A 12089-nucleotide genomic window follows, 5' to 3' on the forward strand; every position below is an offset into this window, starting at 1 on the left:
TCGTCCGGATGCGAGACCTCAGAATAACGCTGACTGCTCAGTAATTGAGCAGTCAGTAGATGATGTGGCAGTAAACTGGGGGAGATCGTGCACAGGAGAGGAGCCCGGACGGATGGACGCGGAGAACCGGATCGGCACAGCGGCCCAGCAGGCCGCCAACAGTGCGCTCGTCCGGGATTTCGGCCTGCTGCTCAAGGCCGCCACCCGCCTGGAACTACGGATCGACACGGAACTGCGCCGCCGTTCCGGCATCAGTCACACCATGTTCGAGGTGCTGATCAGACTCTGCCGGCGGCCCGGGGAGAGCGTCTCCCAGCGCCACCTGGCCGACGACCTCACCCTCACCAGCGGCGGCGTCACCCGGCTCGTCGACCGGATGGAGGAAGCCGGCCTGGTCCGCCGTACACCCTCCCCGCAGGACCGCCGCAGCGTCCTGGTGGAACCCACCGAGGACGGGTACGAGGTGTTCCTCGACGCCGCCGCCGTACACGCCGAGGTCGTCCGGCGGTACTTCGCCGTCCCCCTCTCCGGCGGCGACTACACGCGGCTGACCGGCGCACTCGGCGAGATCAACCGGGCGCTCGCCGACGACTGAAGGGGAACGTCCCCCCGATCTGCCCGGCAGTACGGCGGCCTGGTCCTGGAGGCCGACGGCCTGGCCGGGGGCGGTTGGCGTTCCCGCGCAGCTGTCCTCGGCCGCGAGGGCCGGTGTCTCAGGCTCGCCGTCCGGCGGGGCGCTGTGCCGGGGCCGTTGCCAGGCGGGGGAGCAGGCGGTGGGCGTTGGTGGTGGTGAGTGAGCGCCAAGTGGTGCCTTCGGGCTGTTCGGCGATGTCGAAGGCGGCGGTGAAGGTCTCGGTGGCCGCGGCGGGGGTCCAGCAGTAGTCGCTGCCGAACAGGACCCGCTGAGGGTCCGCCAGCTTCATCAGCGCGGGGATCTGGCGGGGGAAGGCGGTGCCGGCCGTGTCGTAGTAGAGCGTGCGGAACCGGGCGACGGCGTCGGGGGCGTCGGAGCCCGTCGTGAACAGCTTGATGAACGCGTCGATGCGGTCGGCCAGCACGGGCAGGACGCCGCCGCAGTGCGGGACGACCACCTTCAGGTGCGGGTGCCGCTCCAGCGTGCCGGAGAACACCAGGTCGATGACCGAGCGGGCGGTGTCGAAGAAGAACTCGGCCATGGGCAGCGGCCGCCCCAGCGAGGTCTGCTGCCAGCCGGCCGGGGACGTCGGGTGCAGGAACACGACGGCGCTGCGGCGGTCCAGTTCGGCGAAGACCGGCTCCAGGCGGGGGTTGCCCAGGTAGATGCCGTGCGTGTTCGTCTGGAGGATCACCCCGTCGACGGCCAGGTCGTCGTAGGCGTACGCGATCTCGTCGAGCGTGCCGTCGACGTCCGGCAGGGGCAGCGACGCGAACAGGCCGAACCGCCCCGGGTGGTCGCGTACGGCCTCGGCCGCGTGCTCGTTGACCTCCCGGGCCAGAGCGCGGGCGGCGGTGTCGTCGCCGAAGTGCACACCGGGCGAGGACATCGACAGGAACGCGGTGTCGATGCCGCAGCGGTCCATGAGCTCGATGTGCCGCTCGGCCGACCAGCTGGGCCAGGCGGCGACACCGTCGGGGCTCTGGTGCCCGGCGGCGCTCGCCTTGCGGATGTAGGAGTCGGTGACGAAGTGGGCGTGGAAGTCGACCAGGCCGGGGTGGGACGGGGACATGACGTTTCCCTGTCTTTCTGTGGGTGGGGGAGGGGTTGCGGTCAGCGTTCGGCGGCGGTGGGGTCCCACTCGGGATGGAATTCGATGCCGAACTCCGCACCGCCGGCCCGGTAGTCCTCCGGGCGGGGAGCGACCGGCTCCACAGGGAGGCTCGCCGAGCCGGTCGGCACGCCCAGGGCGTGCACGTAGCGTTCGAACCCCCCGGTGTTGATACCGGCCATCCGTGCCGTGCGGGACTCGATCCGGAAGGTGTGCAGGGTTCCGGCGGGGATGAACAGGAAGTCGTCGCGTTCCAGCGTCGTCGCGACCTTGAGGCCGTTCAGATCGTCGGCCCACACCCGTACGGCCCCGTCCAGGACCCAGATCGTGTGGTGGGCTCCGGGGTGCAGGTGCCCCGGGATCACGTCCCCGCGGGGACCTTCGACGAGTTGCAGTCCGAACTGTCCGTCGGTCTCGTCGCCGCTCACCAGCACCGTCGCGAGCATGTCCACCATGTGCGAGTGCTCGCCCTCGCCGGACCGGAGGAGATACGGCCGGGGGCGCCCCGGCAGCCGGGTCCAGCCCTCGTGGGTGCGGTTGTCCTTGGTCATCGCCCTTCCCCTCCTGTGCTCCGCCGCCGGGGGAGACCACATCGCGGTTTTCGGTCAGCGGTGCCCGGCGTCGGCGGTGGCCGTGACACCTGGTCGTGTCCGGAATCGGCCTTCTGGCAGGGGAGTTTAGGATCGGGTTCTGGCCGTCCCCTTGACGTACTTGGACACGGTATGAAGAAAAACGGACACACCGGCGGGATCACCGCGGTGCCCTTCGTCCCCACAGCGGGGGCGCTGCCCGGCGCGGAGGTGATCGACTTCCCGCGTCTGCTCGACCGTGCGGGACGCCGAGGAGTCGACGTCACCCGGCCGGTGCGGCTCGGCTTCCACGAACTGATCACCGTCCGTGAGGGCGAGTTGCGGTGCTCGGTGGACTTCACCGCGTACACGCTGCGGCCGGGCGGCTGGCTGTGGGTGTGGCCCGAGCAGATCGTGCAGTACGAGGCCGGCCACACCGACTGCGACGGCAGGCTGGTCGTCTTCTCGGCGGGGTTTCCCGGCGCCGCCACCGACCGGCTGATCCGCGACGCCGAGTACGGCGCCGGCAGGCTGATCACCCCGCCGGACGCGGTTCAGGCCCCGCTCACCGCCACCCTCGACGCCCTGGAGGCGGAGTACGGCGGAGTGCTCGGTCTGCCCCTGGAGGCGCGTGCGGAGACGATGCGCAACCTGCTGTCCGTCATCCTGATCCGGCTGGCCCACCTCGCGAACCAGGGGCGGCCGGAACCCTCCGGGCACGGGACCTTCCAGAAATTCCGGCAGGCCGTCGAGGAAGGCTTCACCCGAACCCACAGCGTCCACGCGTTCGCAGCCCAACTGGGGTACAGCGAGCGGACGTTGACCCGGGCCACCCGGGCGGCGACCGGGTACGGCGCCAAGCGCCACATCGACGACCGGGTCCTGCTGGAGGCCAAGCGCCTCCTTGCCCACACCGGGCTGACCTCCGGCGCGGTGGGGGCGCGCGTCGGGTTCACCCACGCGACCGCTTTCCACGCCTTCTTCCGGCACCGGATGGGGATGACACCCACCGAGTTCCGCCGACTGCTGCACCAGGTGCACCTCCCGTAAGGGCCGTCCCGGCATGTCGGATCTCCCGCCCGTGAAGGTATTATTTGAGCTCAAACGATGAGGGTCCGGACCCGTACAAGAGCCCAAGGAGTACCCACCGTGCGCGCACTCGTCATCCAGCACGACCACGTGACGGAACCGGGACTGGTCGGTGCCCGCCTCGTCGAGCGTGGCTACGACCTCACCGCCGTGACGGTCGTACCCGAAGACCGCCGGCACACCCCGGACGTGACGTTCGACTTCCCCGAACCCGCCGAGTGGGACCTGATCGTGTCGCTCGGGGCGCCGTGGTCGGTGTACGACGAGACGGCGGTCGGCTCCTGGATCGGCGGCGAGCTGGATCTGCTGCGCAAGGCCCACGACCTCGGCGTCCCGGTGCTGGGCGTCTGCTTCGGCGCGCAGGCGCTGACCACCGCGCTCGGCGGCTCGGTCGAGCGATCACCGCGTCCCGAGATCGGCTGGACCTCGATCGACACGCACGACCCCGCCGTGGTGGGCCCCGGACCGTGGATGCAGTGGCACTACGACCGCTGCGTCCCGCCGCCCGGAGCCGAGGAGACAGCCCGCAACGCCGTGTGCGTCCAGGCGTTCCGGGTCGGCCGCAGCCTCGGCGTCCAGTTCCATCCGGAGATCACCCTGCGGATGCTGCGCGGCTGGCTGCGGGACGGCGGCGAGGAGCAGTGCATAGGACAGGGCGTAGACCCTGGCGAACTCCTCGCCCGAAGCCGAGAGCTGGAGCCGACCGCCCGGGCGAACGCCCGGCACCTGGTCGACGGCTTCCTCGACCGGGTCGTGGCGTCCGAGGGCTGAGGGGAGACCCCGGGCGGCCGGGCACGACCCGTACGCCCGCGTCCGCGAGGTCGATTCCGGCCGCCTGCCCTCGGCGGCGCAGGCTCGGCGGTCCTGGCCGGGCGGATGGCCCGGTTCGAGAGTCGGCCGAGGGCGGGCGAGCATCAGGGCGAGGGGCCAGGGGTTGGACAACCGCCCCGTGCGGACCGTCGGTTCGAGGCCACGCCGGGGCAGTGCGAGTCCCTTTCCCCGCCGGGTGCGGGCGACGGCCCGCTCGGCCGGGTTCTGCGAGGCGAGGGCTGGCGCGGCGACCGGGCGGGTGGTCGACGGAGCCGCCGGTGCGGTCCTCGCCGGCCGCCGGGTACGCGGCGTGTCCCGGGCCGGAGCCGAGCCCCGCAGCCGAGCCCTGCCGCCGCCCCCGACACCTCCGTGTCGCCCTCACCCGCCCCTCAGAACATCGTGTTGCCGTTCGCCGACGTCTCAGGCACCGCCTGCGTGACGTCCCAGTGCTCGACGATCTTGCCGTCGTGGACCCGGAAGAGGTCGACGACCGCGTTGCCGCGGTCATCGGGGCCGGTCTTGTCGTTGTTGTGGACCGCGACGAGGTCGCCTTCGGCGATGACGCGTTTGGGGAGGGTGACGGCGTCGGGGAATTGGGTGAAGTAGGCGTCGAAGCCGGCCTTGAAGTCCGCGAGGCCGTCGCCGAAGCCGGGGTTGTGCTGGAAGTAGGTGCGCGCCGAGATGTACCGGTCGGCCGCGGCGACGTCGTGGCCGACCAGCACCTCGGTGAAGAAGGACGTCACCAGACGCTGGTTGGCAGCGGTGTCGGCGTGCGGGTCGGGGGCCGGTGAGCTGAGCGTGGAGAACATGTCGTGGCCGCTGACCGTGGTCGCGGGGACGTCCTGTTCGGCGTCCCAGTGCTCGGCGATCCGCCCGCCCCGGAAGCGGAAGATGTCGAAGACGGCGGTGCCCCGGGTGCCGGGCGTCATGACGGCGTTGGAGTGGACGAGGACGAGGTCGCCGTCGGCGATGACCCGCTTGACGTCGTACCGGGCGTCGGGGAACCGCCGGTGCACGCTGGTGGCGAGGCTCTTGAGGGCGGCCGAGCCGTCGGGGGCCGTCGGGTTGTGCTGGATGTAGTCGGGCCGTACGAAGCGGTCGACGATCCGCGTGTCGCCCTGTTCGAAGACGCCCTTGAGGACGCGGACGGCGACGGACTTCTCGTACCCGGTCGTGCAGGGCGTCGCGGTGGCCGCGGGGGCGGCGGTGAGGACGGCGACGGCCGCGGTGGCGAGCGTCGCGACCAGGGCGCGGCGGGTGGTCATGGTGAGGGGTTCTCCTGTTCCGTGGGGGAGGAAGGGACTGGTCAGGCGGGGGAACGCCGACCGCGCGAGGCCGAGGAAAGGGACCCGTCGGGCGGCGGACGCCGACCGCGCGAGGCCGAGGAACGGACCGTTCAGGCAGGGAACGCCGACCGCGCCAGCCCGCCGAAGTCGAGGACGTGCGCGGTGCCGTTGACGCCCCGCGCGAGGTCCGAGACGAGGTAGCAGACGGCCGCCGCGACCTCCTCGGGCCGGTGCACCGGGAAGGGCTGCCCGTCGAACCCGGTCTCGGTGAGCCCGAGGTCGGCACGGGACATCGGGGTGTCGACGATGCTCGGGGCCACGCAGTTGACGCGTACGCCGTACGGGTCGAGGTCGGTGGCGAGCGCCTTGGCCAGCATGAGGACCCCGCCCTTGGAGGCGCAGTACGCGGCCATGCCGGGCGCGGCGACGAACCCGGAGTCGGAGGCGACGAACACGATGGCCCCGCCGCCCCGCTCCCGCATGGCCCCCGCCGCGTGCTTGGCCAGCAGGAACTGCCCGGTGAGGTTGACCTCGACGGTCCGGGCGAAGTCGGCGCGGGAGACGGCGGTGGCCTCCTGCCCCATCGGACCGGAGATCCCGGCGCAGCCCACCGCGATGGAGAGACCGCCGCTGTCCCGTACGGCGGCGGCGACCGCGTCCTCGTCGGTGACGTCGCCGGTGTGCCAGCGCACGGAGTCGGGGAGGTCCGCCGGCCGCGAGGCACGGTCGAGCACGGTGACCCGTACCCCCTCGGCGAGCAGCGCGGTGACGACGGCGCGGCCGATCCCGCTGGCGCCGCCGGTGACCAGGGCCGTACGGCCCGTCAGACGCAAGTCCATGCCTCACTCCTGCCGTGGGGTGATCCGGAAGTCGAAGGGCACCGCGCCGGGGTCGACGACCGTGGTGCCGCCGTCGACGGTGAGGGTGGCGCCGTTGACGTACGAGGAGCCGGGGCCGAGCAGCCACAGCACGGCGTCGGCGATCTCCTCGGCGGCGGCCGGCCGGCGCTGCGGAACGAGCGCGGTGACGGCCGCGTACGACTCCTCGACGTCCAGGCCGAGCGGGCCGCCGAACGCGCGCATCTCCTCGTCGGCCATCTCGGTGCGGGTCCAGCCGGGGCAGACGGTGTTGGCGCGCACGCCGAGCGGGCCGAACTCGGCCGCGACGGTGGTGGTCAGCATCGCCGCGCCGGCCTTGGAGGCGGCGTAGGCGGACATGCCCGTGGGCGCGCGCAGCCCGGCGATGGAACCGACCGTGACGAAGGCGCCCCGGGTGCGGGTGAGGTGGGGGACGGACGCGCGGGCGAGGAGGAACACGGAGGTGAGGTTGGTGCGCAGGGTGGCGTCCCAGTCCTCGTCGCTGAGGTCGAGGACCCCGCCGGGGCGCATGACCCCGGCGTTCGCCACGACGCCGTCGAGCCGGCCGTGGTCGCGGACGACGGCCGCGACCAGCTCGTCGACGTCCGCGCGGCTGGTGACGTCGGCGACGTACGCGGTCGACCCGCAGCGTTCGGCGACCGCCTTGAGGGCGTCCGGGCGACGGCCGCAGACGGCGACCCGGGCCCCGCCTGCCGCCGCCCGCTCGGCGACCGCCGCACCGATCCCGCTGCTCGCGCCGGCGACGAGGTAGACGGGGGCCGTCAACGCGCCACCGCCCGGCGGGACATGACGACGAAGGCGGCCAGCACGGACAGCACTGTCCAGCCGATCGCCGCCCAGGCCGCCCAGATGGTGGGGGAGGGTACGTGGTAGACGGAGCCGAAGAGCGCTCCGCCGGTGATGACCAGGCCGATCACGGCGGCCGTCCACGCCTTCGCGGGGGCGACCTGGCCGCGCAGTCCGCGGGGGGCGCCCACGCACATCGCGAGGTAGATCGAGGCCAGACAGAAGATGCCGAACGCGGACAGCCAGGCGTACCAGCTGAAGTAGTCCGGCAGACCCGGCACCGAGACGCCGTCGGGGAACGCCTGGCTGACGACCAGGACCAGCAGGTACGCGCCGCCGACCAGCGCCGTACCGCCGATCGGGGTGCCGCGCCGGGCGCTGACGCGGGCGAGGGGCTTCGGCAGCCAGCCGTCGCGCGCCATGGTCAGGACACCGCGGGTGACCGAGACGGAGACGCCGATGTAGACGGCCAGCATGTCGAGCAGGATGACGAGTTCGACGAGCCGTGCCAGCCAGGTGGCGCCGTACGCGTCGGGCGAGGCGAGGGCGATGAGCGGGGCGCCCGCGTTCTGCGCGACGGCGGCCACGTCGAAGTGGAAGCCGGCGATCTGGGCGTAGCAGCCGAGCAGGAAGAAGACGGCGGAGACGACGAGGGAGATCAGCACGGCCCGGGGGATCGAGCGCTTGGGCTCGGCGGTCTCCTCGGCCAGGTTGGCGGCGGCCTCGAAGCCGGTGAAGAGCAGGACGCCGTAGATCACGGAGAAGGCGATCCCGGACCAGCCCTGCGCCGAACTGGACGGCTCGAAGGCGGTGAGGCTGTTGTCCGAGCCGACCTTGACGATCAGGTAGACGAAGAACACGGTCAGGACGGCCATCGAGACCAGCGCGAGCGCCAGCTGCATCTTGACCGAGACCTGCACCCCGACGTGCACGATCGCGACCAGCGCGGCGAGGATCACCGCCTGCCAGACCCATACCGGTACGGCGTCGAAGCCGAACTCGGCCTTCAGGTCGTCGTGCAGGGTGCCGCCGATCAGGACCGCGATGCCGGCGCCGAGGATCAGGACGCCGAGGTAGTAGACGTACCCGGCCGCCGCGCCGAGGCGGGTGCCGAGGCCCTCGGTGACGTAGTTGTACAGGGAGCCGGCGGCGTGGATGCGGCGGGCGTAGGCGGAGACGATCCAGCCGATGCCGAGCATGCCGATCGTGCCGAGGAGCACGGCGAGCGGGGCGGCGGCGCCCGCGCCGTTGCCGGTGGCCGTGGTGATGCCGACGAGCTGGGGCAGGAGCACGGAGACGGAGAAGACCGGGCCCATGAAGCCCACGGACTGGGCGACCACGTCGGTGAGCGAGAGGGTGCCGGGGGCGGCGGGGGCTTGGGGAGCGGTGCTGGGTGGTGCGGTCTGGCGCGACATGGATCGCTCCATCCGGTGAGGAGCCGCGGACGCGCGGCGGCGACGGTCGGTCGGGACGGCCGGCGGATGGCGTGTGGGGAGCCGATTGCCTTTCGTTTGGGCCCGTACGTTATTCCTGGCGGGGGCGGGTTGCAATGGCCCGCGCGTCTCGACTCGGTAAAGGCATGAGCCCTTGTCGCGAGGCCCGGCCCGACCCTATTGTTTGGCATCAAATGAAAGCCTGATGGACCGGAGGCCCCGGTGTCGGACGTGCCAGACCCCACCCCGCCCACGCGCGCCGAACGGCTCGCGACCCTCGCCGACGACCTGTCCCGCCGGGGGATCGACCTCGTCCGCGTGCTCTGGAGCGACCTGCACGGCGTCGCCCGCGGAAAAGAGGTCGCCACCGGCGAACTCCCGCGCTTCGCCGACCACGGCCTCGCCTTCTGCCAGGCCCTCATGGTCACCGACCTCGGCGGCAACCCCCTCGACGTTCCCGAGTCCGCCGGCAGCGGCTGGCCCGACGCCGACGCCCTCATCGACCCCGGCACCCTCTCCGTCCCCGGCTACGCACCCGGCACCGCCTACCTCCTCGCCGAGGTCACCGACCCCGCCGACGGCTCCGCCCCGCTCCGCTTCGACCCCCGCTCCCTGCTGCGCGGCCAGACCGACCGCCTCGCCGCGCGCGGCCTGCACCCGGTCGTCGCCCCCGAGCTGGAGTTCTACCTCCTGCGCGAGGACCCCGCCGCCACCCACGGCTGGCGGCGCTACCTGGAACGGGACACCGCCGGATACGTCGTCGGCACCGCCTACGACCCCGACGACATGCTCCCCCTGCTCATCCGCGAATGCCGCGCCCTCGGCCTCGGCGTCCACGCCGGGATCCAGGAGTTCAGCGGCGGCCAGTACGAGATCAACCAGTGGCACGGACCCGCCCTCGACGCCGCCGACCGGGCCTTCCTCTTCAAGTACGCCGTCAAGGAGATCGCGGCCAAGCGCGGCATGCGCGCCACCTTCATGGGCAAGCCCTTCGCCGACCGCGCCGGCAGCGGCCAGCACCTCCACGTCTCCCTGACCGACGCGGCGGGGAACAACCTCTTCGCCGACCCGGCCACCGCCGACGGCCTCGCCCCGCCCGCCAAGGCGTTCCTCGCCGGCGTCCTCGAACACGCCCCCGCCCTCATGGCCGTCCTCAACCCCACCGTCAACGCCTTCAAACGCCTCGCCGCCCCCGGCTCCCTCGCCCCCGTCACCGCCAACTGGGGCTACGACAACCGGCTCGCCTACGCCCGCATCCCACCCGAACGCGGCCCCGGCACCCGCATCGAGATCCGCATCGGCGACGGAGCGGCCAACCCCTACCTCGCCGTCGCCGCACTCCTCGCCGCCGGACTCGACGGCCTCGACCGCGACCTCACACCCCCCGCACCCATCACCGGCGACCGCGGCGGCGACGGCGCCCCCCTGCCCACCACCCTCGGCGCGGCCCTCACCGCCCTGGAGACCGACAAACCCCTCACCCACGCCCTGGGCGAACGCTTCACCGAAGTGTTCACCGCCCTCAAACGCCAGGAACTGGCCCGCTTCGAACGGGCCGTCACCGACTGGGAGTTCTACGAATACTCGTGGATGCTGTGAAGAACGGAGCACCTACGACGATGACCGCCGCACCCCGCATGCAACTCGTCCTCAGCGAGAACTGGACCATGACCGGCGGCCGCGCCGACCTGCCGGCCCTCGTGCGCTGGGCCCGCGAGGCCGAGGACGCCGGGTTCGACTCCGTGATGGTCAGCGAACACATCGTGCTCGGCCCCGACGCGGGCGCGAACGGCGTCATGGGCAACCCGCGAGACTACGCCCTGCCCGGCAACCAGGACCCGTACACCCCCTGGCCGGGCTCCCTGCTCCTGCTCGGCGCGATCGCCGCCGTCACCGAACGGCTCCGGCTCGCCGCGTCCGCGGTGATCGCGCCCTTGCGCCACCCCCTTCTGCTGGCCCGCGAGCTGGGCACCCTCGACCTCCTCTCCGAAGGACGTCTGACCGTGCTGCCCAACGTGAGCTGGAGCCGCGACGAGTACGACGCCCTCGGCGTCCCCTTCGCCCGGCGCGGGCGGCTCCTCGACGAACACCTGGAGATCTGGGCGGCGTTGTGGGGGCCCTCACCGGTGACGTACCTCGGCGAGCACTACCGCTTCGAGGACGTGTACTTCGAGCCCAAGGCGTACCGGGCGGACGGGCCACGGCTGTGCTTCGGGGGCGCCGGCATGCACGACGCCATGGTGCGCCGCATCGTCCGGTACGGGCACGCCTTCAACCCGCTGGGGCGGCCCACGTCCGAGGAGATGCGGGTGCTCGGGGACGCCATGAAGGCAGCCGGGCGTGACATCGCCGAGCTGGAGATGATCGGGGGGACCCGTGCGGTGTTTCCCGACGACACCTCCTGCGCTGATCTCGGGCAGGCGCTGGAGTCCCTTCCCGAGCAACTGGAGCTGGGCTTCACGACCTTCTGCGTGAAGCCCTCGCAGTTCATCGACGATCCGGAGGGGGTCGGGGGCTTCTGCCGCGACGTCATGCGCCGGGTGGCGGCTCTGACCGGCGGCTGAGGATGGGCGGTGTCCGTGAGTTCCGGCTCCGCCGTGGGGGCGGGAGGTCTCGTTCGCGAGCGTGCGTTCGGAATCCGCCCGCCGAAGAGGCGGACGGCACGGCACGTATGATTTTGAGCCGAACGATTTTGTGGGGGCCGGACCAGGTCCGCATCGCGTCGGAGGTGCAGTGATGGTGCAGCGGTCCATCATCGAGACCGAGAAGCTGGTCAGGGCCAAGCTGGGTGACACACCCATCCGCCATGAGCAGATGGCCGTCGTCGCGAACATCCACCGGGCCGCCGCCGCGGTCCGCCAGCACGTCGAGAACTCGGTACTGCGGGGCTCGGACCTGACGTGGACCGGGTTCGTCGTGCTCTGGGTCGTATGGATCTCGGGCGAGACGGAGACCCGCCTCGTCGCCGAGGAGGCGGGCATCTCCAAGGGCACCCTGACAGGTGTGGCCCGCACACTGGAGACGCGGGGACTCGTCCGGCGCAGCGCCCACCCCTCCGACGGCCGACGGGTCCTGCTCGCCCTCACGGACAAGGGCGAGGCCCTGATGCAGGACCTCTTCCCGGAGTTCAACGCGGAGGAGGCGTTCGTCGCCTCCCCCCTCACCGTCCCGGAATGCCTGGCCACCGCGGACGCTCTGCGCCGGATCGTCGTCCAGGTCGAGACCCACGGCGAGGAACGCCGCCTGGAACTCCTCGACGGCGCGGAACCCGCGCCACGCCGCAGCGGCCGCCGCCCCAGAGACTGACCCACCGGCCGGGCCCGACTTGGGTCTCTTCCGGCTGCCCGCTCCGGTATGGCGGTGAGGGCAGACCAGAATGCCGCCCAACGGCACCCGCAGGGCATGTACCGCGCGGACTCCGGTGACGCCGCTCATGTCTTCAACAGGCCGCGTATCTCCGAGTTTGCCGGGTCGGCCGGCTTCCTCAGCTTGC

General features: G+C 72.0%; 12 protein-coding genes. 6 read left to right on the forward strand and 6 right to left on the reverse strand.

Annotated features, from left to right (window positions below):
* Positions 1-112: 112 nt before the first annotated feature.
* Entirely contained in the window at positions 113-595 is a 483-nt protein-coding gene (locus tag ACLZOT_RS01030) for a MarR family winged helix-turn-helix transcriptional regulator (RefSeq protein ID WP_416966714.1), read from the forward strand.
* Between the two features lie 118 nt (positions 596-713).
* Here the strand turns inward: ACLZOT_RS01030 and ACLZOT_RS01035 are convergent, their stop codons facing one another.
* Together ACLZOT_RS01035 and ACLZOT_RS01040 are read right to left on the reverse strand one after the other, a co-directional pair.
* Positions 714-1706 carry an amidohydrolase family protein gene (locus tag ACLZOT_RS01035; RefSeq protein ID WP_416966715.1) on the reverse strand — a complete coding sequence of 331 codons (993 nt, stop codon included), beginning with the start codon at positions 1704-1706 and terminating at the stop codon, positions 714-716.
* 41 nt (positions 1707-1747) lie between these two features.
* Positions 1748-2296 (reverse strand): quercetin 2,3-dioxygenase, encoded by a 549-nt coding sequence (locus ACLZOT_RS01040; RefSeq protein WP_416966716.1) that lies wholly within the window; start codon positions 2294-2296, stop codon positions 1748-1750.
* A 171-nt stretch (positions 2297-2467) separates the two neighbouring features.
* Here ACLZOT_RS01040 and ACLZOT_RS01045 point away from each other — a divergent pair, with 171 nt between their 5' ends.
* Positions 2468-3364, forward strand: coding sequence for a helix-turn-helix transcriptional regulator (locus ACLZOT_RS01045; RefSeq protein WP_416966717.1), 897 nt, complete (start codon positions 2468-2470; stop codon positions 3362-3364).
* Between the two features lie 99 nt (positions 3365-3463).
* Positions 3464-4174, forward strand: coding sequence for a type 1 glutamine amidotransferase (locus tag ACLZOT_RS01050; protein WP_416966718.1), 711 nt, complete (start codon positions 3464-3466; stop codon positions 4172-4174).
* A gap of 428 nt (positions 4175-4602) precedes the next feature.
* Here ACLZOT_RS01050 and ACLZOT_RS01055 read toward each other — a convergent pair whose 3' ends face one another.
* From ACLZOT_RS01055 to ACLZOT_RS01070, 4 genes are all read right to left on the reverse strand, one after another.
* Positions 4603-5478, reverse strand: a complete 876-nt coding sequence (locus tag ACLZOT_RS01055) for an ester cyclase (protein ID WP_416966719.1) — start codon at positions 5476-5478, stop codon at positions 4603-4605.
* A gap of 131 nt (positions 5479-5609) precedes the next feature.
* Positions 5610-6338, reverse strand: a complete 729-nt coding sequence (locus tag ACLZOT_RS01060; RefSeq protein WP_416966720.1) for an SDR family NAD(P)-dependent oxidoreductase — start codon at positions 6336-6338, stop codon at positions 5610-5612.
* A 3-nt stretch (positions 6339-6341) separates the two neighbouring features.
* A complete protein-coding gene (locus ACLZOT_RS01065; RefSeq protein ID WP_416966721.1) occupies positions 6342-7142 on the reverse strand; it encodes an SDR family NAD(P)-dependent oxidoreductase in 801 nt (266 codons plus the stop codon).
* Entirely contained in the window at positions 7139-8578 is a 1440-nt protein-coding gene (locus ACLZOT_RS01070) for an APC family permease (RefSeq protein ID WP_416966722.1), read from the reverse strand. The genes ACLZOT_RS01065 and ACLZOT_RS01070 overlap by 4 nt, the downstream gene beginning before the upstream one ends.
* A gap of 240 nt (positions 8579-8818) precedes the next feature.
* Here ACLZOT_RS01070 and ACLZOT_RS01075 point away from each other — a divergent pair, with 240 nt between their 5' ends.
* From ACLZOT_RS01075 to ACLZOT_RS01085, 3 genes are all read left to right on the forward strand, one after another.
* On the forward strand, positions 8819-10195 hold the full coding sequence (locus ACLZOT_RS01075; protein ID WP_416966723.1) for a glutamine synthetase family protein: 1377 nt from the start codon (positions 8819-8821) through the stop codon (positions 10193-10195).
* 20 nt (positions 10196-10215) lie between these two features.
* The gene (locus tag ACLZOT_RS01080) at positions 10216-11160 is read left to right on the forward strand and encodes a TIGR03619 family F420-dependent LLM class oxidoreductase (RefSeq protein ID WP_416966724.1); all 945 of its coding nucleotides are present in this window, start codon (positions 10216-10218) and stop codon (positions 11158-11160) included.
* A gap of 172 nt (positions 11161-11332) precedes the next feature.
* Entirely contained in the window at positions 11333-11902 is a 570-nt protein-coding gene (locus tag ACLZOT_RS01085) for a MarR family winged helix-turn-helix transcriptional regulator (RefSeq protein WP_416966725.1), read from the forward strand.
* The last annotated feature ends 187 nt before the right edge of the window (positions 11903-12089 follow it).

The organism is Streptomyces sp. 4F14 (genome assembly GCF_048159485.1).
In the GTDB taxonomy this organism is placed as follows: domain Bacteria; phylum Actinomycetota; class Actinomycetes; order Streptomycetales; family Streptomycetaceae; genus Streptomyces.